The 25,247-nt window shown below is 65.9% G+C and carries 23 protein-coding genes; 4 read left to right on the plus strand and 19 right to left on the minus strand.

Annotated features, from left to right (window positions below):
- Positions 1-156 precede the first annotated feature (156 nt).
- A complete protein-coding gene (gene ftsY, locus CSQ99_RS16500) occupies positions 157-1,533 on the minus strand; it encodes a signal recognition particle-docking protein FtsY (protein WP_099040122.1) in 1,377 nt (458 codons plus the stop codon).
- Positions 1,534-1,594: 61 nt separating this feature from the next.
- Between ftsY and fni the strand changes: the two genes are divergently transcribed.
- The gene (fni, locus tag CSQ99_RS16505; protein ID WP_099040074.1) at positions 1,595-2,596 is read left to right on the plus strand and encodes a type 2 isopentenyl-diphosphate Delta-isomerase; all 1,002 of its coding nucleotides are present in this window, start codon (positions 1,595-1,597) and stop codon (positions 2,594-2,596) included.
- A gap of 51 nt (positions 2,597-2,647) precedes the next feature.
- Here fni and smc read toward each other — a convergent pair whose 3' ends face one another.
- The 14 genes from smc to CSQ99_RS16575 form a co-directional block, all read right to left on the minus strand.
- Entirely contained in the window at positions 2,648-6,235 is a 3,588-nt protein-coding gene (smc, locus tag CSQ99_RS16510; protein ID WP_176561053.1) for a chromosome segregation protein SMC, read from the minus strand.
- A 26-nt stretch (positions 6,236-6,261) separates the two neighbouring features.
- Complete coding sequence (locus CSQ99_RS16515; protein WP_099040076.1) at positions 6,262-6,546, minus strand: acylphosphatase; 285 nt, start codon at positions 6,544-6,546, stop codon at positions 6,262-6,264.
- Positions 6,530-6,946, minus strand: coding sequence for an OsmC family protein (locus CSQ99_RS16520; protein WP_099040123.1), 417 nt, complete (start codon positions 6,944-6,946; stop codon positions 6,530-6,532). The genes CSQ99_RS16515 and CSQ99_RS16520 overlap by 17 nt, the downstream gene beginning before the upstream one ends.
- An 82-nt stretch (positions 6,947-7,028) precedes the next feature.
- Positions 7,029-7,886, minus strand: a complete 858-nt coding sequence (gene mutM, locus CSQ99_RS16525) for a DNA-formamidopyrimidine glycosylase (protein WP_099040077.1) — start codon at positions 7,884-7,886, stop codon at positions 7,029-7,031.
- Positions 7,879-8,583: a ribonuclease III gene (gene rnc, locus CSQ99_RS16530; protein WP_099040078.1), complete on the minus strand. Its 705-nt coding sequence runs from the start codon at positions 8,581-8,583 to the stop codon at positions 7,879-7,881. Before rnc ends, mutM begins: the two co-directional genes overlap by 8 nt.
- Positions 8,576-9,178 (minus strand): YceD family protein, encoded by a 603-nt coding sequence (locus CSQ99_RS16535; RefSeq protein ID WP_099040079.1) that lies wholly within the window; start codon positions 9,176-9,178, stop codon positions 8,576-8,578. The genes rnc and CSQ99_RS16535 overlap by 8 nt, the downstream gene beginning before the upstream one ends.
- A 32-nt stretch (positions 9,179-9,210) precedes the next feature.
- A complete protein-coding gene (sepIVA, locus tag CSQ99_RS16540; protein ID WP_099040080.1) occupies positions 9,211-9,948 on the minus strand; it encodes a cell division protein SepIVA in 738 nt (245 codons plus the stop codon).
- Between the two features lie 216 nt (positions 9,949-10,164).
- Positions 10,165-10,731 (minus strand): hemerythrin domain-containing protein, encoded by a 567-nt coding sequence (locus CSQ99_RS16545; protein WP_099040081.1) that lies wholly within the window; start codon positions 10,729-10,731, stop codon positions 10,165-10,167.
- An 83-nt stretch (positions 10,732-10,814) separates the two neighbouring features.
- Positions 10,815-11,291, minus strand: coding sequence for a pantetheine-phosphate adenylyltransferase (gene coaD / locus CSQ99_RS16550; RefSeq protein ID WP_099040082.1), 477 nt, complete (start codon positions 11,289-11,291; stop codon positions 10,815-10,817).
- A gap of 30 nt (positions 11,292-11,321) precedes the next feature.
- On the minus strand, positions 11,322-11,894 hold the full coding sequence (rsmD, locus tag CSQ99_RS16555; protein WP_099040083.1) for a 16S rRNA (guanine(966)-N(2))-methyltransferase RsmD: 573 nt from the start codon (positions 11,892-11,894) through the stop codon (positions 11,322-11,324).
- Positions 11,891-15,283, minus strand: coding sequence for a pyruvate carboxylase (locus CSQ99_RS16560; protein ID WP_099040084.1), 3,393 nt, complete (start codon positions 15,281-15,283; stop codon positions 11,891-11,893). Before CSQ99_RS16560 ends, rsmD begins: the two co-directional genes overlap by 4 nt.
- A gap of 20 nt (positions 15,284-15,303) precedes the next feature.
- Positions 15,304-15,936, minus strand: coding sequence for a vitamin K epoxide reductase family protein (locus CSQ99_RS16565; protein WP_099040085.1), 633 nt, complete (start codon positions 15,934-15,936; stop codon positions 15,304-15,306).
- Complete coding sequence (locus CSQ99_RS16570) at positions 15,933-16,727, minus strand: DsbA family protein (protein WP_099040086.1); 795 nt, start codon at positions 16,725-16,727, stop codon at positions 15,933-15,935. Before CSQ99_RS16570 ends, CSQ99_RS16565 begins: the two co-directional genes overlap by 4 nt.
- Positions 16,728-16,761: 34 nt before the next feature.
- On the minus strand, positions 16,762-17,859 hold the full coding sequence (locus tag CSQ99_RS16575; protein ID WP_099040087.1) for an alpha/beta hydrolase: 1,098 nt from the start codon (positions 17,857-17,859) through the stop codon (positions 16,762-16,764).
- Between CSQ99_RS16575 and CSQ99_RS16580 the strand changes: the two genes are divergently transcribed.
- Both CSQ99_RS16580 and CSQ99_RS16585 read left to right on the plus strand, forming a co-directional pair.
- A complete protein-coding gene (locus tag CSQ99_RS16580) occupies positions 17,858-18,700 on the plus strand; it encodes an aldo/keto reductase (protein WP_099040088.1) in 843 nt (280 codons plus the stop codon). The genes CSQ99_RS16575 and CSQ99_RS16580 overlap by 2 nt on opposite strands.
- Before the next feature lie 5 nt (positions 18,701-18,705).
- Positions 18,706-19,548, plus strand: coding sequence for an aldo/keto reductase (locus CSQ99_RS16585; protein ID WP_099040089.1), 843 nt, complete (start codon positions 18,706-18,708; stop codon positions 19,546-19,548).
- Here CSQ99_RS16585 and CSQ99_RS16590 read toward each other — a convergent pair.
- From CSQ99_RS16590 to CSQ99_RS16600, 3 genes are read right to left on the minus strand one after another with little or no spacing between them, the layout of a single operon-like run.
- The gene (locus CSQ99_RS16590; RefSeq protein WP_099040090.1) at positions 19,545-20,252 is read right to left on the minus strand and encodes an HNH endonuclease family protein; all 708 of its coding nucleotides are present in this window, start codon (positions 20,250-20,252) and stop codon (positions 19,545-19,547) included. The genes CSQ99_RS16585 and CSQ99_RS16590 overlap by 4 nt on opposite strands.
- Positions 20,249-22,489, minus strand: a complete 2,241-nt coding sequence (gene recG, locus CSQ99_RS16595; protein WP_099040091.1) for an ATP-dependent DNA helicase RecG — start codon at positions 22,487-22,489, stop codon at positions 20,249-20,251. Before recG ends, CSQ99_RS16590 begins: the two co-directional genes overlap by 4 nt.
- A 2-nt stretch (positions 22,490-22,491) precedes the next feature.
- On the minus strand, positions 22,492-24,123 hold the full coding sequence (locus tag CSQ99_RS16600; protein WP_099040124.1) for a DAK2 domain-containing protein: 1,632 nt from the start codon (positions 24,121-24,123) through the stop codon (positions 22,492-22,494).
- A 233-nt stretch (positions 24,124-24,356) separates the two neighbouring features.
- Between CSQ99_RS16600 and rpmB the strand changes: the two genes are divergently transcribed.
- Positions 24,357-24,551: a 50S ribosomal protein L28 gene (rpmB, locus tag CSQ99_RS16605; protein WP_099040092.1), complete on the plus strand. Its 195-nt coding sequence runs from the start codon at positions 24,357-24,359 to the stop codon at positions 24,549-24,551.
- Positions 24,552-24,553: 2 nt separating this feature from the next.
- Here rpmB and CSQ99_RS16610 read toward each other — a convergent pair whose 3' ends face one another.
- A complete protein-coding gene (locus tag CSQ99_RS16610; RefSeq protein ID WP_099040093.1) occupies positions 24,554-25,237 on the minus strand; it encodes a uracil-DNA glycosylase in 684 nt (227 codons plus the stop codon).
- Between the last annotated feature and the right edge of the window lie 10 nt (positions 25,238-25,247).

A 25,247-nucleotide genomic window follows, 5' to 3' on the forward strand; every position in this document is an offset into this window, starting at 1 on the left:
AGGCGCCGACAGATCGGCCTCCCGAAGAGAGTCTGTGGCGCGCGTTTCACCTGTGATGCATTCACGTTTCGGCAATGTGAACGCAACCGCGAACATGGTTACGCTCATGTTTCACCAGCGGATGAGTGCGGATAATGTGCCGAACAGCGGTGTTTGTTAACCGAGCAGCGCGTCGACGTACGCGGCGGGCTCGAACGGCGCGAGGTCGTCGGGGCCCTCGCCGAGACCGACAAGTTTGACCGGCACACCCAGTTCCTGCTGCACGCGGAACACGATCCCGCCCTTTGCCGTGCCGTCGAGCTTGGTAAGCACCACACCGGTGATGTCGACGACTTCGGCAAACACGCGGGCCTGTGGCAGACCGTTCTGACCGATCGTGGCGTCGAGTACCAGCAATACCTCGTCGACCTCGGCGCGCCGGCTCACGACCCGTTTGATCTTGCCCAGTTCGTCCATCAGGCCCGTTTTGGTGTGAAGGCGCCCTGCGGTGTCGATGACGACGACGTCGGCACCTGCCTCGACACCGGCGTCCACGGCATCGAACGCCACCGACGCCGGGTCGGCGCCCTCGGGGCCGCGCACCACCTGGGCCCCGACGCGAGACGCCCAACTCTGTAGCTGGTCGGCGGCGGCGGCGCGGAAGGTGTCGGCTGCTCCCAGCACGACGCGGCGGCCGTCGGCCACCAGCACCCGCGCCAGCTTGCCGACGGTCGTCGTCTTGCCGGTGCCGTTCACACCGACGACAAGGAGCACCGAGGGCTTGTCGGCGTGCGGGAGCGCCTTGATGGAGCGGTCCAGGTCGGGGCGCAACTCGTTGATCAGCACCTCGCGCAGGACTTCACGGGCTTCGGCCTCGGTACGCACCCGACTGCTGGCCATCCGTGACCGCAACGCGGTGACGACCGATTCGGTCGCGACGGGGCCCAGATCGGCGATCAGGAGAGTGTCCTCGACGTCCTGCCAGGAATCTTCGTCGAGGTCACCCGCGCCGAGCAGGCCGAGCATGCTTCGGCCCAGCGTGTTCTGCGATTTGGCAAGCCGCCCCCGCAGCCTCTCCAACCGGCCGTCTGCCGGCGCGATCTCGTCGAGCGCGGGCTTTGTCGGAGCCGCCGGAGCCGCCGGAGCCGCGGGTTCCGCGGGTTCCGCGGGTTCCGCGGGTTCCGCGGGTTCCGCGGGTTCCGCGGGTTCCGCGGGTGGGGCCGGCGGTTTTTCGACTACCGGCGGTTCGGGCAGCGGGACGTCTGAGATGGCCCGCTTCGGTGCGTCCCGCGGGATGGTGGCATCATCGCCGACGGCGGGCAGCCCGCTGGTGTCGATCCGTTCGACCGGCTCAGCGGGCGCTGACTGCGAGAACGTGATGGTTGACGAGGCGGTATAGCCGCCGGAGCGGTCGACGGGAGTGGCGGTGTCTGCAGACGACAAGCTGATCCGTCGGCGCCGGTACCGCACCAGACCCACGACAAGCGCGGTAATCAGCAGTACAGCGATGACCGCGACCGCGATCCACACACCAATTTCGACAGATCCCGTCACCACGTCATTGTGTCAGGAGGGGTAGCCGGTGGCGTCTGCGCCCGGGAGCTCCGGCGGCCTTATGGAAACCCGCAAACGTCGACACATCGACGTGTGCCTGAGTGAGCCTGTCGACTTCCAGACGGTGACCACCGGCTTGGAGCGCTATCAGTTGCCCTATAACGCGCTCACCCAGACCGACCTCGGGTCCATCGAGCTAGCGACAGATTTCCTTGGCAGCCGCTTACGCGCTCCGGTACTCATCGGTCCGATGACCGGTGGCGCGGAGCTGTCCGGCATCATCAATCGCAACCTGGCCGATGCCGCCCAGCAGCTCGGCATCGGCATGATGCTGGGATCGCAGCGCATCATGCTCGACAACGGTTCGGCCTCGGCGACCTTCCGCGTCCGCGACATCGCACCCGACGTTCTACTGATCGGCAACATCGGACTCTCCCAACTAACGGCGCAGACTGTGCCCGCGCTGGTGAGGGCGTTGGATCAGGTCAACGCCAATGCCCTTGCAGTGCACGCCAATCCGCTGCAGGAAGCGATGCAGCACAAGGGCGATACCGACTTCTCGGGTTCGATCGCACGCCTGCGTGACATCGCGGGATCCATCGGCTATCCGGTGATGGTCAAGGAGGTCGGCCACGGTATCGGGGCCAGGGCGGCCGCGGAACTTGCGGACTGCCCGATCGCGGCGGTGGATGTCGCCGGGGCCGGCGGCACGTCATGGGCGCGCGTCGAGCAGTTCGTTCGCTACGGCGAGATCCGCTACCCGGCGCTCGCCGAGTGGGGCATTCCGACCGCGCAGGCACTTCTGGAAGTGCGGAGCGCGCTACCCGGGGTTCCGCTCGTCGCCTCTGGCGGCATCCGTACCGGGATGGACGCGGCCAAGGCGCTGGCACTTGGCGCCGACGTGGTGTCGGTTGCTCGGCCGCTGCTGGCGCCGGCGATCGAATCGGCTGCCGCCGTGACGGATTGGCTGCAACGTTTCATCGACGAGCTGCTGATCTGCTTGCACGGGTGCGGCGCGGCTGACCTCACCGAACTTCGCGAGGGCGGCGTCACCCCGCTGTGATTTCGGTGTAGCCAGTCGCGTTCAACGCGACTGGCTACACCGAAATCACAATCAGTTGGCGGCGCCCACCAGTTCCTCGCCGCGCATGCGCTGGCTGATCACCGCGGTGATGCCGTCGTCGCGCATCGTCACGCCGTAGAGCGCGTCGGCGATCTCCATCGTCGGCTTCTGGTGCGTGATGACGAGCAGCTGCGACTGGCTGCGCAGCTGCTCGAACAAACCGAGCAAACGGCGCAGGTTCACGTCGTCGAGTGCGGCCTCCACCTCGTCCATGACATAGAACGGCGACGGCCGCGCACGGAAGATGGCCACCAGCATCGCGACAGCGGTCAGCGATTTCTCGCCGCCGGAGAGCAGCGAGAGGCGCTTGATCTTCTTGCCTGGCGGGCGGGCCTCGACCTCGATGCCGGTGGTGAGCATGTCGTCGGGGTTGGTCAGCAGCAGTCGGCCCTCGCCACCGGGGAACAGAGCCGAGAACACTTCTCGGAACTCACGTTCCACATCGGTGTATGCCTCGGCAAACACCTGGAGGATGCGCGCGTCGACATCGTCGATGACGTCCAGCAGATCCTTGCGCGCCGCTTTGACGTCCTCGAGTTGTGTGGACAGGAAGTTGTACCGCTCTTCCAGCGCGGCGAACTCCTCCAGCGCCAACGGGTTTACCCGGCCCAGTTCGTTGAGTTCGCGCTCGGCCTTCTTGGCGCGGCGCTCCTGGGTGGGCCGGTCGAACGGCATGGGCGCGGGAGCCGTCACCTGTTCTCCGCGTTCGCGGGCCTGCTCGTATTCGGCCATCTCCAGCTCCGACGGCGCGAGCGAAACGTCAGGGCCGTACTCGGCGACGAGATCGGCGGCAGCCATGCCGAAGCTCTCGAGGACATGCTCTTCGAGCTGTTCGATACGAAGTGCCGCTTGAGCTTTGGCGATCTCGTCGCGGTGCAAGGCATCGGTGAGTGCGGCGATCTTGGCACCCAGTTCGTTGACCTCTTCACGCGCCTTCGCCAATGCACCCACTCGGCGTTGACGCTCGGCGGCCACGTCGTCGCGTGCCCGGGACGCAATCGCCACCGCGCCGCTGAGTCGCTGAGCGACCAGGCGGCCGGACTCCGCCACGGCCGCCGCAACCGCTGCGGCGTGCACGCGGGCCTCACGTAAACGCTTAGCCCGCAGCCGGGCGTCGCGCTCGGCGACAGCGGCCCTGCGCAGCGAATCCGCTTGACCGCGAACGGCGTTGGCACGCTCTTCGGCCGTACGCACAGTCAGGCGGGCCTCGACCTCGGCCGACCGGGCGGCTTCGGCCGCTGCCGTCGACTGCTGCCGGTCGACGGGTTCGTTTTCGAACGTCGGCTCCTGCTGGGCGTTGTGCAACCGCTGCTCGAGTTCGGTGAGGTCCTGAACGGTCTGATTTCGGCCGGTCTCCAGCTCGTTGCGCTGGTGGATGAGCCGCTGCCATTCGTCGTCGGTGGCGCGGGCATCCTGGCCGAGTCGGCCGAGCTGTTCGTACACCGCCGAGATGGCCGCATCGGACTCGTTGAGCGCGGCCAGCGCCTGCTCGGCGGCGTCCTGCCAGTTGGACTGCTCTTCCAGCGCGCCGGCCAGCGCGGCCGACAGTTCGCCGGTCTGCTTCTCCGCCGCAGCCAGTTCACTCCTGGCCTTCTCGACCTCCGACGTGATCTCCAGCGTGCTCGGCTTGCGATCGGAACCGCCGGTGACCGACCCCCCGCCCACCAGGTCACCATCGGCGGTGACCGCCTTCAATTGCGGGCGCGCCGCGACCACGTCCAGGGCTGCGGAGAGGTCACGAACCACCGCAACGCCCGACAGCATCGCGGTGATCGCGCCCTGCAGCCGTTGGGGCACGTCGACGAGATCCAGCGCCCACAGCGCACCCTCGGGAAGCGGGCCCGAGTTGGGCGCGGAGTGCACAGGCCAATCGCTCAGGACGATGGCCGCACGACCGCCGTCGGACTGCTTCAGCGCGGCGACGGCCGAACGCGCCGCACCCGAGTTCTCGGCGGCGAGGGCGTCAGCGGCCGAACCCAACACCGCGGCGATCGCCACCTCGTGGCCAGGGCGCACCTTGACCAGATTGGCGATCGAACCGAAAAGTCCTGGGCCACTGTGATTCTTCTGCAGCCACGCCGCGCCGTCCTTGCGGTCGAGGCCGACGGAAAGCGCCTCGATGCGGGCGCGCAGCGACGCGACCTGGCGTTCGGCGCCACGCTCGGCCGCCTGCAGTTCGGCGACCCGCTCGTCGGCAAGCCGCAGCGCGGTCACCGTGCGGTCGTGGTGCTCGTCGAGACCAAGCTCGCCGGCATCGAGTTGGCCGACTCGACTCTGCACGGTCTCGAACTCCGCCTGCGTCTGCTGGGCTTTCGCCGCGGCCTCCTCGATCCCAACGGTCAGCCGCGCAACGGTCTCGTCGATCGACTCGACGCGGGTGCGCATCGTGTCGACCTGGCCGGCCAGCCGGGCCAGACCTTCACGGCGGTCGGCCTCGGCGCGGACCGCGGCCAGATGGGCGCGTTCGGCTTCTGCGGCGACGCCTTCGCGCGCACTCAGTTCGGCGCGGGCGGTTTCCAGACGCGATCGCGATTCGGCCAGCTCCGCAAGGAGTTGGCGCTCCTGGGTGGCGACTTCCTCGGCCTTGGCGTCCAACGCCTCGGGATCGGGGCCGGTGGAGGCTTCGGGCTCGGCGTCCAAATGCTGCGCGCGTTCAGTGGCGATACGTACCGTGGCGCTGACGCGTTCGGCCAAAGCCGATAGCGAAAACCAGGTCTGCTGAGCGGATTCCGCGCGTTCGCTGAGGCTTCCGACCGCGGCCTCGTTGGCATCCAATTCGACGGTCCTTGCCGCCAGGCGGGAAGCCAGTTCGTCGTGTTCGCGGCGCAGCGTCGTCTCGGTCTGGTTGGTGTTCTCGAACTCGGCCTTCCGAGAGACCAGGTCATCGGCGGCCAACCGCAGCCGGGCGTCACGCAGGTCGGCCTGGATCGTCTGGGCGCGACGCGCCATCTCGGCCTGCCTGCCGAGCGGCTTCAGCTGACGGCGCAACTCGGTGGTGAGATCCGTCAACCGCGCCAGGTTCGCCGACATCGAGTCGAGCTTGCGGACGGCCTTTTCCTTGCGCTTGCGGTGCTTGAGGACGCCTGCGGCCTCCTCGATGAACGCGCGCCGGTCCTCGGGACGGGACTCCAGGATCTCGGAGAGCTTGCCCTGTCCGACGATGACGTGCATCTCGCGGCCGATGCCGGAGTCGGACAACAACTCCTGCACATCCATCAAACGGCAATTGGCGCCGTTGATTTCGTACTCGCTGCCGCCGTCGCGAAACATCCGTCTGGTGATCGACACCTCGGAGTATTCGATCGGCAGGGAGTTGTCCGAGTTATCGATCGTGACTGTCACTTCGGCTCGACCCAACGGCGGACGCGAGGAGGTGCCGGCGAAAATGACGTCTTCCATCTTGCCGCCACGCAGGGTCTTGGCGCCCTGCTCGCCCATCACCCAGGTGAGCGCGTCCACCACATTCGATTTGCCGGACCCGTTGGGGCCGACGACGCACGTGATGCCTGGCTCGAAGCGCAAAGTCGTCGGCGAAGCAAACGACTTGAAGCCCTTCAGGGTCAGACTCTTGAGGTGCACGACGTGCCACACTACCGCCGCGCAGGCTAACGCTCGGTGAACCCCGATAGCGTTTCGCCCACTTCTGACCAATCGGCGATGACTTTGTCGACACGGCCGGGTGTGGGACCGTTTTGCAGCAGTTCAAGCAGCTTTTCGCAGGCCGGCCGTTGGCCCTGCGCGACTACCTGGACGCGCCCGTCTGGCCTGTTGGAGGCGTATCCGGTCAACCCGAGTTCCAATGCGCGAGACCGGGTCCACCACCTGAAGCCCACCCCCTGGACGTAGCCGTGCACCCACGCGGTGAGTCGTACCTCAGCTAACTCCTGCATCATCAACCTCAAACGTCACTTTGGTACCGGACTTCAGCGTGCGACCTACGGTGCAGACCTGGTCGATGGCCCGCTCCACCACCGTGAGTACCCGCGCCACCTCGTCCTCCGACAACCCGGACAGGTCGAGCTCCATGCGTTCCTCGAGCAGCGGGTAGCGCTCCTGTTCGCGATCCGCCGGCCCCGACACCTTGATCGTCACCGGGTAGTCGTCGCCCAACCGCCGTTGCAACGGCGCGTCGCTGGCCATCCCACTGCAGGCCGCCAAGGCGATCTTCATCAGCTCGCCGGGGGTGAAGACGCCCTCGACGTCTTCGCTGCCCACGAGTACCTCGGCGCCGCGCGTGCTGCGTCCGGTGTAGCGACGCGCGCCGGTGCGCTCAACCCACAGTTCGGTCATGACACTCCTTTCGTTCTGGTCGAAATCCACGTTTGCAGAGAAAGTTCGAGTGCCGATCTGCAGAACGTCGATAGCGTCGTAATCAGTCCCGGCGCACCCGTGGGCGCGGTTGGCATTTCGGACAGTAGAACGACGAGCGGTTCATGAACTTCTCGCGCCGCATCACCGCGCCGCACCGCCGGCACGGCTCCCCCTCGCGGCCATAGGCGTCCAGCGACCGCTCGAAATAACCGGATTCGCCGTTGACGTTCACATACAACGAGTCGAATGATGTTCCGCCCTGGCCGAGTGCCTCGGTCATCACCTCGGTCGCGGCGTCGAGCACCTCCCCGAGCTTGGCCCGCGTCAGTGACGACGCCAACCGGGCGCCGTTCACACGTGCCCGCCACAACGCCTCGTCGGCATAAATATTGCCGATGCCCGATACCACCGTCTGGTCGAGCAACTGCCGCTTGATCTCGGAGTGCTTGCGCCGCAACACCGTAACGACGCCTTCGCGATTGAACTTCGGGTCCAACGGGTCGCGAGCCACGTGCGCGACGGGCAACGGTACATCCGTGCCGTCGACGGTGACGACATCGGCGAGCATCCAGCCGCCGAACGTGCGCTGGTCCACGAAGCTCAAGGCGGTGCCGTCATCGAGCAGCGCCGCAATCCGCAGATGGTCATTTTTGGGCAACGGGCCGAGCAGCATCTGCCCACTCATCCCCAGGTGCACGACCAGCGCCGAACCGTCAGCGAGCGTGAGCCACAGGTACTTGCCGCGTCGCCCCGTCCCGACGATCCGCGAATCGAGCAGTCTTGCCGTCAGATCGGCGGGTCCGGCTTCGTGACGGCGCACCGCGCGCAGGTGGTGTACCCGAACGGCCCTGATGGTCTTGTCGACGACGTGTGCATCCAAACCGCGACGGACAACCTCGACTTCGGGGAGCTCAGGCATCTTCGCCAGGAGCGGCGGTGAGCGCCGTCCACGCCGCCGCGGCGGCCTTGAGTTCGGCCTCTTTCTTCGTGCGGCCGACTCCCCTGCCGTACTCCGCGCCAACGATGATCACCATCGCGGTGAATTCCTTGTCATGGTCGGGACCTGTCGAAGTCACCGAATACGACGGCGCACCCATGCCCCGCGTAGCGGTGAGCTCCTGCAGACTGCTCTTCCAGTCCAGCCCCGCACCCAGGGTCGGCGCGGTGTCGAGCAGCGAGGCGAACAGCCGCAGGATCACCTCCCGCGCGATGGCCGCGCCATGCTCCAAATAGATTGCGCCGAGCAGGGATTCGACACCATCGGCGAGGATGCTGGCCTTGCCGGCGCCGCCGGAGTTCTCCTCACCCTTGCCGAGCAGCAGGTAAGCACCCAATCCATCGCTTGTGAGCTGGCGACCGACCTCGGCCAGCGCGTGGGTGTTGACGATGCTCGCCCGCAGCTTGGCCAGATCGCCCTCGTTGCGGTCGGGGTGTCGGTGGTAGAGCTCCTCGGTGATGGTCAGTCCGAGCACGGCGTCACCGAGGAACTCCAAGCGCTCATTGGTGGGCAGTCCACCGTTCTCGTAGGAGTAACTGCGGTGCGTGAGCGACATGGTCAGCAGCTCCTCGGGCAGGTCGACTCCCAGCGCCTTGAGCAGCGTCGCGCGATCAGTCACGGCTGTCCTCAGCGGGATCGTCGGCTCCGCCGACAGTGTCGAACATGCCGGAGAGCTTGGCCCACCGTGGGTCGATCTTGTCGTGCTGATGTCCGGGTTCGGCGGTGGCCAGCGGTACTCCGCAGTCAGGACACAGGCCTTCGCAGTCGGGTCCGCACAGCGGTACGAACGGCAACGCCAGCCCGACCGCATCGATGATCGGCTGCTCGAGGTCGACGGTGTCGTCCACGACGTGGCCGACCTCGTCGGCCTCGGTGGTCTTTTCCGTGGCGCTGTCGGGATAGGCGAACAGTTCGGTGATCGAGATCTCGACATGCCCGGTGATCGGCGACAGACAGCGCGCACACTCGCCCACGGTCGGTGCGGACACCGTGCCGGAGACCAACGCACCCTCCGAGACGGATTCGATCCGCAGATCAAGGTCCAGCGGAGCGCCCTCGTCGATGGCGATCAGGTCAAGCCCGATGCGCATCGGGCTTGGAACGGTCTCCGAGACCGTCATCATCGACCCGGGCCTTCGCCCCAGCCTGGAGATATTCAGCACAAGCGGCGATCTGGACGCGCGCCGCGCCGCCGCCTTCGCATGCGTCGCCATGGGTATCGATCTTACGGCGACCCTCTGGCGGCTTATCGAGCTGCGTAGTCGTGCGTCCCCGCGGCGGTCCGCAGTTGATGCCGACCGCGACCCACCGACCGAATCGTTCCGTTGAGGAAGTCCTCGAATTCAGCCAGCTTGCTGTCGACGTAGATATCGCATTCGCCGCGCAACCGGTCCGCCTCGGCGTGCGCCGAGTCGATGAGGCGGGTGGCCTCCATCGTCGCGGTCTGGACGATTTCGGTCTGCGAAACCAGTCGCTGCTGCTCTTTGATGCCTTCTTGAACGGCCTTCTCGTAAGCGAGGTTGCCGTTCTCGATGAGCCGGTCCGCCTCGTTCTTCGCCCGTCCGGTGCTGGCCTCGTACTCCCGCTTGGCGGTGGTGGCGAGGCGACTCGACTCCTCGCGGGCCTCTGCGACCATCCGCTCGGTGTGCTGGCGGGCCTCTCCGACCATGCGGTCAGCCTGCGACTTGGCGTCGGCAAGCAGCCGATCAGCCTCCTGACGAGCGTGGTCGACCAGGGAATCCGCCTCGGCCGTCGCCGAGGACACCATGGAGCCGGAGTGCTCCTTGGCCTCCCGCAGCAACGAATCGCGCGCATCCAGCACATCCTGGGCGTCATCGAGTTCGCCGGGGATGGCGTCCTTGATGTCGTCGATCAGCTCGAGAACATCTCCGCGGGGCACGACGCAGCCTGCGGTCATCGGCACGCCGCGCGCTTCTTCGACAATCGCGCCCAACTCATCGAGCGCTTCAAATACTCGGTACACGGCAACACCCTCCAGGCGTAGTTGACAGTTACCAGTGTGCCTGGTGTTACTGCTGTGACTCAGCTTCCGACACGGTGTGTCGCGTGTCAGCTGCTTCTTGCCGTGTCACGAGGATCTCCAGTCCACCAGGCCGCCAGGCCCGTCGCCACTGCTTCGAGCACATTATGTCAACATGACCGGCCGTCGCATCCCCCGAGTGGTCAGCAAACAGCGCGATCAGCGGACGGCTGCGGCGATCGTGTCACGGGCCCGGTCGAGCATCGAGGCGAATGGGCCGACCATGAAGTTGGCCTTGGCGCTCTCCACACCCGCGTGCGGGCGGGTCGGCGCGATCGCCTCCGCGGCCAGTACGGCCTTGGCCATCCGGCCGAGGTCATCGGCGTCGAGTTCACGTTCCAACCGGTTGAACTCCTCGAGTTCTTCGCGCTCGGCGTGGTCGATCACCGAGCCGCGGAACAGCGACAACTCATCGAGAAACTCCTGGGAACCGATGTCCATCGCCTCCAGCGCCGATAGCACCTCCTTGGAGTCGTGCTCCTCGACGAGACGCGCGTCGACGATGATGTCGCCGCCTTCTACCTCGTGACGGACCCGTGGGTGGACCACCATCTCTTCGGCGGTCTCGTGCACCGCAAGGAGTTGACGCAGTTCGGTGAAGGCCGTGCGGCGCGCCTCGTCGGACGATGCCGAGAAGACCTCCTCGAACATGTCCTTGATCAAATTGTGCTGGTCTTTGAGGAACTTGACGACGTCGTCGGTCGACTGGACGAATGTTTCGACCATGGGGGTAACCACACTTTCTTGCAATCGGGTTGGGGCGCTGAGGGCTGTGCGCCACTCAGTGGGTTACCCGTGCAAGTCCGGGATCAACCCTTGAGCTTGGCCTGTAACCGCACGTTGACGGGTTCGGGCAGCAGATTGGAGACGTCGCCGCCGAGCGTCGCGACCTCCTTCGCCAACGAGGACGACACGAACGAATAGGTCGGCGTCGTGGCGACGAAGAACGTGTCGACGCCCGCGATGTGCTTGTTCATCTGCGCCATCTGCAGTTCGTATTCGAAGTCGGTTCCCGTGCGCAGGCCTTTGACGATCGCGGTCAATCCGCGTGTCTTGACGAAGTCGACGACCAGGCCTTCACCGGACTCCGCGCGCAGATTCGGCAAGTGCGTCGTGGATTCCTCGATCATCGCGATGCGCTCGTCGAGGGTGAACATCCCCTTCTTGTTCGGGTTGACCAGCACCGCGACGACGACCTCGTCGAATTGGGCCGCCGCGCGCTCGAGGATGTCGATATGGCCCAGCGTTACCGGGTCGAAGGAGCCCGGGCATACGGCGCCGCTCATGGGGAACGACGGTACAGGCAGCTCGCGGGGTCAGGGACCCGCAACGGCGGCGACGTCGAATTCGGCCAGTTCCAGTCGGGTATCGCCGTAGGTCCGGGACGGCCACACCTGCCAGCCGTCGGGCCATGTCAGCAGCGGAGAAGAAGCCGGGCGTTCGATGACCGCGACTGTCCCGGTTGCCGTCCATCCGCCGTGAGTCAGAGTGGTGAGCACGGTATCGATCTCAGCGACGTCGACGTCGTAGGGCGGGTCGGCAAGCACCAGGTCGAAGGGCTGCGCTCCCGAAGCCAGCACCGTGGCGACCGCAGCGCGGCGCACCGTGCTCCCCTTCACACCGAGCGCGGCGATGTTCTTGTCGATGATGCCCGCAGCACGGTGGTCGGACTCGACGAACACCGCCGAGGCGGCTCCGCGCGACAGCGCTTCGAGGCCAAGCGCTCCCGAGCCGGCGTACAGATCCAAGACCGAGCGCCCGTCGAGATCGATACGCGCCGTCAGAAGATTGAACAGCGACTCCCGCACCCGATCGGCGGTAGGGCGGGTTCCGGTGCGCGGCACCGTGATTCGCCGTCCGCCCAGTGTGCCGGCAACGATGCGGGTCAGCTGACCACCACCAGCAGATCGCCGCCTTCGACCTGTGCGGTCGCCGCCACCGCAACCCTGCCGACCTCGCCGGCCTTGGGTGCGGTGATCGCGGCCTCCATCTTCATGGCCTCGATGGTGGCGATGGTCTGTCCTGCCTCGACCTTGTCACCGGCGGACACACCGACGGTGACGACGCCGGCGAAGGGGGCTGCGACGTGGTCAGGGTTGGACCGGTCGGCTTTCTCCGCGGCGGGCACCTCGCTGGCGATGCTGTTGTCACGCACCACCACCGGCCGCAGCTGACCGTTGAATATGCACATCACGCTGCGCATGCCGCGTTCGTCGGGATCCGAGATCGCCTCCAACCCGATCAACAGTTCCACGCCGCGCTCGAGGCGTACCCGATGCTCGTCGCCGTGGCGCAGACCGTAGAAGAATTGATTGGCCGACAGGCTGGAGGTGTCCCCGTACAGATCCCGATGCGCCTCGAATTCCTTTGTCGGCCCCGGAAACAGCAGCCGGTTCAATGTGGCTTGCCGGGTCACACCCGGTTGCGCCAACGCCGACTCGTCTTCGGCGGACAGCTCTTCGGTCGGCGTGGCCGGCGAGCGTCCGGCAAGTGCTTTGGTGCGCAATGGTTCCGGCCAGCCGCCCGGCGGGTCACCGAGTTCGCCGCGCAGGAATCCGATGACCGAGTCGGGAATGTCGAACCGTGCTGGATCCGAGGCGAATTCGTCGGCGCTGATGCCGGCGCCCAGCAGTGCGAGCGCCAGGTCGCCCACCACCTTGGACGACGGCGTCACCTTCACCAGCCGGCCCAGGATGCGATCAGCGGCGGCGTAGTTGGCCTCGATCTCCTCGAAACGATCGCCGAATCCGAGCGCGATCGCCTGCTGGCGCAGGTTCGACAGCTGACCGCCCGGGATTTCATGGCGATACACCCGCCCCGTCGGGGTCGGAGGACCCGACGCCGCAACATCAAAAGGCGCGTACACCTTTCGCAACGCCTCAAAGTACGGCTCCAGATCACACACCGCCGACAGCGACAGCCCGGTGTCGTAGGTGGTGTGGGCGGCCGCCGCGACGATCGAGGACAGCGCGGGCTGGCTCGTCGTCCCCGCCAACGGCGCCGACGCACCGTCGACGGCGTTGGCACCGGCCTGCCATGCCGCCACATAGGTGGCCAACTGTCCGCCAGGGGTGTCGTGGGTGTGCACATGCACCGGCAGGTCGAAGCGCTCACGCAACGCCCCGACCAACACGGTGGCGGCGTGCGGGCGCAGCAGTCCGGCCATGTCCTTGATCGCCAGCACGTGGGCACCGGCGTCGACGATCTGCTCGGCCAGTTTGAGGTAGTAGTCCAGCGTGTAGAGGTTCTCGCTCGGGTCGGTCAGGTCGCCGGTGTAGCTCATCGCCACCTCGGCGATCGACGTGCCGGTTTCGCGAACCGCATCGATGGCAGGCCGCATCGACTCGACATTGTTCAGCGCGTCGAAGATGCGGTAGATGTCGATGCCCGTTGCCGTCGCCTCCTCGACGAAGGCCTTCGTAACTGTCTCCGGATAGGGCGTATAGCCCACGGTGTTGCGTCCGCGTAGCAGCATTTGCAGGCAGATGTTGGGCATCGCCTCACGTAGCGCGGCGAGCCGTTCCCACGGATCCTCCTTCAAAAATCGAAGCGCCACATCGTATGTCGCGCCGCCCCAGCACTCCACCGACAACAGTTGCGGGGTCATCCGCGCGATGTAGGGCGCCACCATCATCAGGCCGGTGGTCCTCAGCCTGGTCGCCAACAGCGATTGGTGCGCGTCGCGGAAGGTCGTATCCGTGACACCCACGGCCTTGGATTCACGCATCCAGGCCGCGAACCCTTCGGGACCGAGTTCGGTCAGTCGCTGCTTCGATCCCGCCGGCGGCGGTGGCGACAGGTCGACGTCGGGCAACTTGTCGTGTGGATAGACCGTCGACGGCCGCGGGCCGTGCGGTTGGTTGACCGTGACATCGGCCAGGTAGTTGAGAATCTTGGTGCCGCGATCGGCCGGGGTGTGCGAGGTCAGCAGGTACGGGCGGTCGTCGATGAACGACGTGGTGATCCGGCCGGCACGGAAGTCCGGATCGTTGACCACGGCCAACAGGAACGGGATGTTCGTCGACACCCCACGGACACGGAATTCGGCCAGCGCACGACGGGACCGGGCGACCGCCGTCGCGTAATCGCGTCCGCGGCAGGTCAGCTTGACCAGAAGAGAGTCGAAATGCGCACCGATCTCGGCGCCCAGATGCGTTGCGCCATCGAGGCGGATCCCTGCGCCACCCGGTGATCGGTAACTCGTGATGCGCCCGGTGTCGGGGCGGAACCCGTTGGCGGGGTCCTCGGTGGTGATGCGGCACTGCATGGCAGCACCGCGGATCTGCAACGTTTCCTGGCTCAGTCCGAGGCCCTCGAGCGTCTCGCCGTCGGCGATCCGCAACTGACTCGCGACCAGGTCGACGTCGGTGATCTCCTCGGTGACGGTGTGCTCGACCTGGATACGCGGATTCATCTCGATGAACACGTAATGGCCGCGCTCATCGAGCAGGAACTCCACCGTGCCCGCGTACGTGTAGTCGATCTGACGCGCGAACGCGACCGCATCAGCACACATCTTGTCCCGCAGCTCGGCGGGAAGGTTTGGGGCAGGGGCCAATTCGATGACCTTCTGGTGGCGGCGCTGCATGCTGCAGTCACGCTCGAACAGATGCATCACCGCACCGTGCTTGTCTGCCAGGATCTGCACCTCGATGTGGCGCGGGTTCAACACCGCCTGCTCGAGATAGACCATCGGATCGCCGAACGCCGACTCGGCCTCGCGACTGGCCGCCTCGATCGCCTCGGGCAGCGCCGACGGATCGCTCACCCGCCGCATACCGCGCCCGCCGCCGCCGGACACCGCCTTGACGAACAACGGGAACTCCAAGCTCGCCGAGGCCGCCACCAACTCTTCGACCGACGACGACGGCGCCGAGGAGTTCAACACCGGCAGGCCGGCATCGCGCGCCGCAGCAATGGCCCTGGCTTTGTTTCCCGTCAGCTCGAGGATTTCCGCACTCGGACCGATGAATGTGATACCCGCATCCGCGCACGCCGCGGCCAGCTGTGGATTCTCCGAGAGGAAACCGTAACCCGGGTAGACCGCATCCGCCCCTGCCTGCTGCGCGACGCGGATGATCTCGTCGACCGATAGATAGGCGCGCACCGGATGGCCCGTGTCGCCGATCTGATAGGACTCATCGGCCTTCAACCGGTGCTGGGAGTTGCGGTCCTCATGCGCGTACACCGCGATGGTGGTGATGCCCATCTCGTAGGCCGCCCGAAAAGCCCGGATCGCGATCTCACCGCGATTGGCCACCAGGACCTTGGAAATCACGCGTTACCCCCCGTCGTGTTCTAGAGGAGCGTGGACCAGTAATCCCAGAAGCGCACCAGGATCAGCAGGATCAGGCCGGTGAACCACAGCGCAACCAAGGACCACCGCCACGTATGGACTGCGCGCACAACACCGTTCGACGTTGCAGGAGCGGCTGCGATCGATGTCACGACGACAAGCAGCGGGATTGTCACGGCCCACACCACCATGCAGTACGGGCACAATGCGCCGATGCTGTACAGACTCTGCCACGCCAGCCAATGCACGAATACGGTGCCGAGCAATGTGCCGATCGCCAGGCCCACCCAATACCAGCGCGGCAGATCGACTTTGGCGATCGCGAGCACACCCGTCACCAGGACGACGCTGAACGCCACGATGCCGACGAGCGAGTTGGGGAAGCCGAGGACCGACGCCTGCGGGGTGATCATCACCGAACCGCACGACAGCACCGGGTTGATGCTGCAGGACGGCACATAGTCGGGATTGATCAGAATCTCGATCTTCTCGACCGTCAGGGTCGCCGCCGCGGCGAGGCCGAGCACCCCGGCGATCAGCACCCAGATCGCGCTGGGCCTACCGACTGTGACACCCGGCGACTGAGCCGACGCAGATTCGCTCGGCTCGACAGCGCTGGGCGTGGTGACGGTCATGGCGCAGGCGCGGGCGCGGGTACCGGGGGCGGCGGAGCGATCGGCGTGGGCTCAGCGGCGGCTGGCGGTACGCCGGCATCGAACGCGGGGATCTTGCCGACGATCTCCTCGATCTTGGCGATCAATGCTTCCGGAGTGCTCGGGCTGTAATCCTCACCGTTGATGCGGATCGTGGGTGTCGAATTCACTTTGGTGGCCGAGGCGAGTCCGGACACCATGTCGGCGAAGGTCTCTTTGTTGATGCACTCGGGAACTTGGTCCGCGGCGCCGGCCTGGCGCGCGATTTCGGTCAGCCGGGCGTTATCGGGGAACGGGCCGACGCCCTCCTGAGGCTGCTGGGCGTACAGCGCGGCGTGGAACCGGCGGAACGCGTCGGTCGAATCGCCGGCGACGCAGTACGCGGCGTTGGCCGCTCGCGTGGAGTACCCGTCGCCCTGACGATCCAGGATCGAGACCATGTAGTAGTCGGCGGCGACTGCCCCGGAATCGATCAGCTTGGAAATCGTCGGACCGAACTGCTGCTCGAAGTTGCGGCATGCCGGGCACAGGAAATCCTCGTACAGCGCCAGCACGGCCTTGGGCTCGTCGGTGCCGTCCTTCTTGATCAACTGGGCGGACTCGACCCGGATCGGATCCGCCTCGCCCGCGGTCGGCTTTTCGTCCGCCGACATGACGATGTAGAGCACAAGCGCGACGGCGAAGATCACCACGATCGCGGTCAGGCCGATCTGGACCGCCAGGTTGCGCTTGCGGTCGGAGGCCTTCAGGTCGTATTTCGGTTTCGAAGCCACGCGCTAAGAGTACCGGCGGCCCATCGGGCGCCCGTCACGTGCGGGCCAGGTGGGCCCGCAGGGCGGAGATCGCTTCCGCGGTGGCGGCCGCGCTGCCACCCCCCACGGGGAAGAAGTTGAGGAAGCCGTGGATCAGCGAACCGAACTCTCGGTAGTCGACGGTCACGCCGGCCGCGCGCAGAGCGTCCGCGTACTGCCTGCCTTCGTCGCGTAGCGGATCGAACCCGGCCGTCAGCACCAGCGCAGGCGGTAGGCCGGACAGGTCGTCGGCCAGCAGGGGCGATACCCGCGGGTCGGCCGCGTCGACATCCGCGCCGCCGAGGTACTTCTCGACGCCGAATTGCAGATCACCCCCGGTGAGAAAGAACCCGTCGCCGAACAATGTTCGCGACCGCGTCTGGGCGCCCCAGTCGGTGACCGGGTAGAACAGCAGTTGCACCGCAGGCAGCCGAACGCCCGCGTCACGGGCACGCAGCGAGACCAGTGTGGCGAGGTTGGCACCGGCGCTGTCGCCTCCTACCGCCACTCGCCCGGAGTCGGCTCCCAACTCCGTAGCGTGGTCAAGCGCCCAGGCGAACGCGGTGAACGCATCGTGGACGGCTGCAGGCGCTTTGTGCTCCGGCGCCAGCCGATAGTCCACCGACAACACATGCAGGCCGCCCTCCCGGCAGATCTGCCTGCACGCATCGTCGTGCGTGTCGAGGTCGCCGAGCACCATCGCGCCGCCGTGATAAAAGACCAGCAGCGGCGCGCCGTCCCCGTCGACCGGCCGGTAATGGCGCGCAGGGATGGCTCCGTCCGGGCCGGGTATTACGAGGTTCGTCACCGATGCGACGGGGATGTCCTGTTTGAAACCGTCCGTCAACATCCGCAGCAGCGCACGAGCTGTTGAGACGTCGTGATCCAGGATCAGGCTTCCGAGCCCCATCTTGTTCTGGCCGAAGAGCATGAACTGCAGCGTGGTGTCCAGGGTATTGCCGTCGATGACGACCGAACGGCCACCGAGCAGCAGCCGTTTCACGGGGTCGGCGATGCGGGGAAGCGCGCGCAACGACATGCCGCCGACCTTTACCAACCGGGCTTTGCGACCTGTCGGCGTCCGCGACGCCGCAACTGGCAGACTCGAAGTCATGGCTTCTCCTTCGATCACGCTGAATGACGGTAACCCGATCCCTCAGGTCGGACTCGGTGTTTTCCAGACACCTCCCGATGAGACCGAACGCGCGGTGAGCACGGCCTTCGAGGCAGGCTACCGCCACGTCGACACGGCGGCGGCATACCGGAACGAGAGCGGGGTCGGCGAGGCGCTCGCGAAATCGGGTCTGCCACGCGAGGAGGTGTACATCACCACCAAGCTGTGGAACTCCGATCAGGGCTACGACTCCACGCTCAAGGCCTTTGACCGCAGCATGGAAAAGCTGGGCTTTACTGAGCCGGACGCCTACCTGGACCTGTATCTGATCCACTGGCCGTTGCCCGCGAAGAACACGTTCGTGGACACGTTCAAGGCGTTCTCCCGGCTGCGTGACGAGGGCCGCATCCGGTCGATCGGTGTCAGCAATTTCGAGCCGGAGCACCTGCGAATCCTGGTCGATGCCACCGGCATCGTCCCGGCCGTCAACCAGGTCGAACTACACCCGCTGTTTCCGCAGGAAGAGTTGCGTGAGGTGCACGCCCAGCTGGGCGTTGCCACCGAGGCGTGGGCTCCCCTCGGGCAGGGTGCTCTGCTGGACAACCCGAAGGTGACCGAGGTCGCCGAGCGGCATGGGAAAACTCCGGCCCAGGTCTTGATTAGGTGGCATATCCAACTCGGCAATATAGTCATCCCGAAATCGGTGACCCCCGAGCGAATTGTGAGTAATTTCGACGTGTTCGATCTTGAACTGAGCGAGCAGGACATGGCGTCCATTTCCTCGCTGGCCGACGGAACACGGTTGGGTCCCGATCCACGGACCTTCGATTTCACAGGTTAGGTGACATGACCTCATCGCCCGCTGCGATCCCTACCGTCACGCTCAACGACGGGAACTCCCTTCCGGTGATCGGTCTCGGCGTCGGCGAATTGTCGGAGTCCGAGACCGAACAGTCTGTGAGCGCCGCCCTTGAGGCCGGCTATCGGCTGATCGATACCGCATCGGCCTACGGGAATGAAGCCGCGGTCGGACGTGCGATCGCCTCGTCGGGGATTGCGCGCGAGGAAGTGTTCGTCACCACCAAGCTGGCCACCAGCGACCAGGGCTTCCAGGCGTCGCAGGACGCTTTGAAGGCGAGCCTGGAACGGCTCGGCCTCGATTACGTCGATCTCTACCTCATCCACTGGCCGGCCGGAAACCCTGGTAAGTACGTCGACAGCTGGGGCGGACTGATGAAGCGGAAGGAATTGGGCGATACCAAGTCGATCGGTTTGGCGAATTTCCACGCCGAGGACCTCTCCAACGTCATCGAGCTGTCGTACTTCACGCCTGCGGTCAACCAGATCGAATTGCACCCGCTGCTCAACCAGGCCGAGTTGCGTGCGACCAATGCCGAATACGGCATCGTCACCGAGGCCTACGGCCCTCTTGGGGTCGGAGCCCTTTTGGACAACGCGACCATCGGGTCCGTGGCGCAGGCACATGGCAAGACGCCGGCCCAGGTGCTCATCAGGTGGAGCATTCAGCTCGGCAACATCGTCATTCCGCGGTCGTCGTCACCGGAGCGGATCAAGTCGAATATCGACGTGTTCGACTTCGAGCTGAGCGACGAGGACATGGCCACGCTCAACGGGCTGAACGACGGCACCCGTTTTCGGCCGGACCCCGAGACCTACACCGGCGCTTAGCCGACGGGGCAGGTCGACGCCGCATCGCGAAGCGCCGCTGCCGACGGGGCGTCGATCGGAAGCGCGTAGCCGCGCAGCACCGCGATGAACTGCATGGCGTACTGACACCGGAACGCCGTGTTCGGCGGCATCCAGATAGCGGGCTCTCCATCACCCTTGTCCTGATTCGCCCCTCCCGCGACGGCGATCAGGTTGGCGGGGTCGTTGGCGAATCGCAGCCGCAGGTCGTCAGACCAGAACCGGGCACCCAGATCCCACGCCAGCGCCAGCGGCACGATGTGGTCGATCTGCACTGCCGCGCCCGTCTGCTCGCCACGGGCGAAGGCAACCTCGGCGTTGGTGTAAGGATCGTGCAGCAGCCCAGTCGCCACCGCGGTGGGGCATCGCTTGATCGAAACGTACGACTTCTCGACGAGGTCTCGATCGAGGATGTCGTTGCGCGTGTCACACCCGTTGTGGCCGCCAGGTGCGGGGTTCTCATCGGTCCAACTGTCGCCGAACGCATCCCGCCGATAGTCGTAGCTGCGGATGCGCAGCGGTACCAACGCGATATCCGCAAGTACGTCGACGCCGGGTGCGACGGTCGGAATGTCGGCGCTGGCGATGAACTGCGATCGGTTGATCGACGAGTCGGTGACCTGAACGGCGACGAGCACCGCGATTCCGACGATCGCAAGGAGCAGCAGTAGCCGCTTGCGGTTCACGCCTTTTCCAGATATTCGACGCGTTCGGTATCGACGAATGGCGCTGCCAGGGCCGCCATCCCGGGGTCGCCCGGATTCCTCGCGTAGTGCGAATCGCAGAAGTCGCGTGCGGTCAGAATGAGATCGAGATGCTCGAACAGCGACAGGAACCGCAACGTGATCGGACGTCCTGATTGGCTGTAGCCCAGTACGTCACCCTCGCGCCGCTCTACGAGGTCGAGGTCGGCGAGCTTGAAACCATCGAGCGTCGAGGCGACCGCCTTCAGGCGATCCCCTGCCTTTGAGCTTTCCGGCAGTTGGGTGACGAGCAGACACAGGCTCGGATGTTCGCCTCGACCGATGCGACCGCGAAGCTGGTGAAGCTGACTGATGCCGAACCGGTCGCCGTCCATCACCAGCATCACCGTCGCGTTGGGTACATCGACACCGACCTCGATCACCGTGGTACAGACGAGGACATCGATGTCCCCCGCGCGGAACGCGGCCATCACCGCATCCTTTTCATCGGCGGACAGTCGCCCGTGCATGAGGCCGAGCCGCAGTCCCGATAACGGGCCGCGTCGCAGCCGCTCGAACAGTTCGACGACCGTCGTTGCGGGTGGGCCCTGCTCGGAGTCCTGGTCGCGCTTCTTGCCTCGACCTTTCTTGCCACTCTTGTCGTCTTCGTCGATGCGGGAAGCGACGACGTAAGCCTGCCGTCCAGCGGCCACCTCCTCGGTGATCCGTTGCCAGGCACGGTCAAGCCAGGACCGGTGCTCCTTGAGGAAGATGGTGTTGGTGGTGATCGGTTGCCGACCCCGCGGCAGCTCGCGCAGCGTCGAGGTCTCGAGGTCGCCGAAATGCGTCAGGGCAACGGTGCGCGGAATCGGCGTCGCGGTCATCACGAGCAGGTGCGGAGTAACACCCTCGGGCGCCTTGGCCCGCAGGCGATCTCGCTGTTCCACTCCGAACCGGTGCTGCTCATCGACGACCACCATGCCGAGCCGATGGAATTCGACGGCATCCTGCAGCAGCGCGTGTGTTCCGATGACGATGCCCGCTTCGCCGGCTGCGACTTCGTCGCGCACCTGCTTCTTCTGCTGCGGCGACATCGACCCCGTCAACAGCGCGATCCGCGTCCCTTGCTCGGCGCCACCGAGTTGTCCCGCCATCGCCAGCGGTCCGAGGACGCTACGGATCGATCGGGCATGTTGGGCGGCAAGGACTTCCGTTGGGGCAAGGAGCGCACATTGATACCCCGCATCGACCATCTGCAGCATCGCCAGTACCGAGACGATGGTCTTGCCGGACCCGACCTCACCCTGCAGCATCCGATTCATCGGCCGACTCGCCGCCAACTCAGCGGTCAGCACCTCGAGGACATCCTTTTGACCTTCGGTGAGTTCGAACGGCATCTGATTGCGCATGGCCGCGACCAGACCGACGTCCGTAGTGGCCGCGACGGGACCGGCCTCGCTCAACTCGCCGAACCTCCGCTGTGCCAACGCCCATTGCAGGCCGATGGCCTCGTCATAGGTCAGACGTGCGATCGCGGCATCGCGTTCCGCCGTCTTTTCCGCGGTGTGGATCGCGCGCAGCGCTTCGTCCTCGCTGATCAGATTGTGTTCGGCCAGAAACGATTCCGGGAGAGGTTCGTCGATCGGGTCCAGCACATCGAGCACTTGGCGCACGCATGCGTAGATATCCCAGCTCTGCACCTTGCTGTTGGCGGCGTAGATCGGCAAGAAGTCACGGGCGAACACGGAGAGCAGCTTGTTCTCGTCGGACGTCCCTTCGGCCTCGGCAATCGCCTTGAGCGATCTGGTTCCAGCGACTCGACCGTCGCCATGTATCACCAGGAATGCCGGATGCGTCAGCTGCAAGGTGCCTTTGAAATAGCCCACCTCGCCCGACAACATCACCCGCTGGCCCTCTTCGAGCGTTCTCTTGATGATCTTGACGTTGAAGAAGGTCGCGGTCACCTTCGGCTTGCGGTCGCCGATCGTGACGACCATGTATTCGCGCTTCGGCGGCCGATTCGTCAACCGCACTTCCACCTTGGTGATGCGGTCGACGAAGGTGACGTGTTCGCCTTCCTCGAGATCCTCGCCCTCGGTGGCCGTCGTCATCTCGTCGCTGTACTTGCGCGGGTAGTGCCGCAGCAGATCGTTGACCGTACGGATACCGAAGTGCTCCTCGAGCAGATCCGCGGACTTCTTGCCGATGACGAAATCGAGCCGGTCGGTGAGTTTGGCCACGACTACTCGACCCCGATCAGCAGAGCGTCGCCGCGGTGGTCGGTGTGGTAGGTGACGAGTTCGGCGGCGAGGTGCTGACGATGGACGTGATCTGCCAGCGCGGCGCCGACCCCTGCGTCGACGCCTGCACCGGTGAGCACCGTGACGAGTTCACCCCCCGCTGCCAGCAGCAGGTCGATCAGCCCTGCGCCGGCCGCGATGAGGTCCTTTCCCACAATCAGTACCTCATCACCCGAGATGCCCAGCCCGTCGCCGGGCTGACACGCGCCCGCCCAGGTGAGCGCCTCCTCGGTGGCTACCCGTACCGACCCGTGCCTGGCACCCGCTGCGGCGCGCGCCATCGTGTAGCCATCGTCGACGGCCTGCCGATCTGGCTCGTGCATGGCCAGGGCGGCGAGACCCTGCACCATCGACGCCGTCGGCACCGGCACCACGTCGATACCCCAGCCGACGGCGGCGGTGCAGCCGGCGACGAGTTCTTCGGCGGCGACGTATCCGTTCGGCAGCACCATGACCTGTGCGGCGCCCGTGTTGACCAACGCGTGGAGCAGGTTTTTGGCGCTGACGGGCCCGCTCGCGTCGAGTTGCAGCACCTGCGCACCCTCGCCCGCGAACAGTTCTTCGGCGCCTGCGCCGTCGACGACGGCGAGCACTGCCCGTTCCCGGGCCCACCCTCCCGAGGGCCGCGTACTCGCCGCTGAAGTGAGGGACGTGATCTGGATGCGACTCAGGGTGCCCAGGGGCAGGGCCGCTTCGACCGCAGCTCCGGCATCGTCGGCGTGCACGTGCACGGAGTACTGGCCCGAGTCGGCCGTCGTCGCGATCGCCACCGATTCCCCCAGCCGGTCAAGGCTGCGACGAAGCGTTTCAACGCCGGCGGTGTCGCAACCGCCGAGCAGGTACATCACCTCGAATTGCGGACCTGCCGCCGTCGCGGTGACGACGTGGTCGTGTGGCGGGGACGGTACATACTCGTCCCGGTGCCGGGTGTGCCCGGTCAAGGTCGCGCTCATCGCGTCCAGCAGTACCAGCAGCCCGCGCCCGCCGGCGTCCACCACACCGGCCTCGGCCAGAACGTCGAGTTGCCCGGTGGTCTTGTCCAGTGAAACGGCCGCAGCCTCGGCGGCCGCCGACACCACAGCGGCGATCCCGGCGTCGTCGGCACCCGCCACTTCGGCTGCGGCCGCTGCATCCTGTAGGACCGACACGATCGTGCCGGGCACCGCTTCGCCCATCGAGCTGACGACCAGGCCGACCGAATGCCGGATTGCGGCCGCGAACAGGGACCCGCTGACGTCGGCGAGCACCCCGCCCCGGTCGGCCGCCGCCGATGCGGTGACATCGGCGAGGCCGCGCAGAATCTGCGACAGGATGACGCCGGAGTTACCCCGCGCGCCCTGCAGTGCACCGCGCGCCAGTGCGGCAGCGACCTCCACAACGTCGTCGGACGCCGCCAGAGCGTCGGCCTGCGCCCAGGCCGCACGCATGGTGAACAGCATGTTTGTGCCGGTATCGGCATCGGCGACAGGGAACACGTTGAGCCGGTTGATCTCGTCGGTGTGGGTGATGAGGTCGCCGACGGCGGTGTGCGCCCAATCCCGCAATGCGGAGGCGTCCAGCCGCCGATCCGCCATGCCCACCTCCAGCCCGCTGTCTGGCACCCCGCTGGCTCGAGGTGTCGACGTGGCCGCAAGCCTATCCACTAGCGCTGACAGCCCTTCCGAAACATTTGGAATCATTCGCGCCTGTTGGAGACCATTTTGGTGATCCCCGGCGCTGCCGGTATCCTGGTCAGGTTGTCGGGTCGAACCGCCGCCGGTCGCGGCGGAACCCCAGACCCCCAGTACTGATTCGAGGAGTTTCACATATGGCTGCCGTGTGCGATATCTGCGGGAAGGGCCCCGGCTTCGGCAAGTCGGTGTCGCACTCCCATCGCCGGACCAGCCGTCGGTGGAATCCGAACATCCAGACCGTGCGCGCCGTCAGCAGCCCGGGCGGCAACAAGAAGCGCGTGAACGTGTGCACGTCGTGCCTCAAGGCCGGAAAGGTCTCGCGCGGCTGACGCTAGGGAAGACGCCAGTCGATCGGTTCGGCGCCCATCTTCTCCAGTAGCTCGTTGGCTCTGCTGAACGGTCGCGAACCGAAGAAACCACGCGATGCGGACAGTGGTGACGGGTGCGGTGACTCGATCGCCACGCAATCGGCGCCGTCGAGCATCGGCTTCAATGTTGACGCGTCGCGGCCCCACAGCACCGCGACCAGCGGTTGTCGCCGCGCGACCAGGGCCCGGATCGCACACTCGGTCACCGCTTCCCAACCTTTGCCCCGATGTGACGCCGGGGTTCCCGGCCGAACGGTGAGCACCCTGTTCAGCAGCATGACGCCGCGCTCGGCCCACGGTGTCAGATCGCCTGTCGTTGGGGTGGGATGGGAAAGGTCATCGGTGTACTCGGTGAAGATGTTGGCCAGGCTGCGCGGCAACGGGCGCACGTCGGGTGCCACCGAGAAGCTCAGTCCGACGGCGTGACCCGGTGTCGGATACGGGTCTTGGCCGACGATCAGAACCCGTACATTCTCGAACGGGAAAGTGAAGGCACGCAACACATGCTGGCCTGCGGGTAGATAACGTTGACCCGCCGCCAGCTCGGCGCGCAGGAACTCCCCCATGTGGGCCACCTGAGGCTGCACTGGTTCCAGCGCGCGTGCCCAGCCGTCCTCGACGATTTCATTCAGCGGTCGTGCGGTCATCGAGGGTCAA

The organism is Mycobacterium neglectum (genome assembly GCF_002591975.1).
Classification (GTDB): Bacteria; Actinomycetota; Actinomycetes; order Mycobacteriales; family Mycobacteriaceae; genus Mycobacterium; species Mycobacterium neglectum.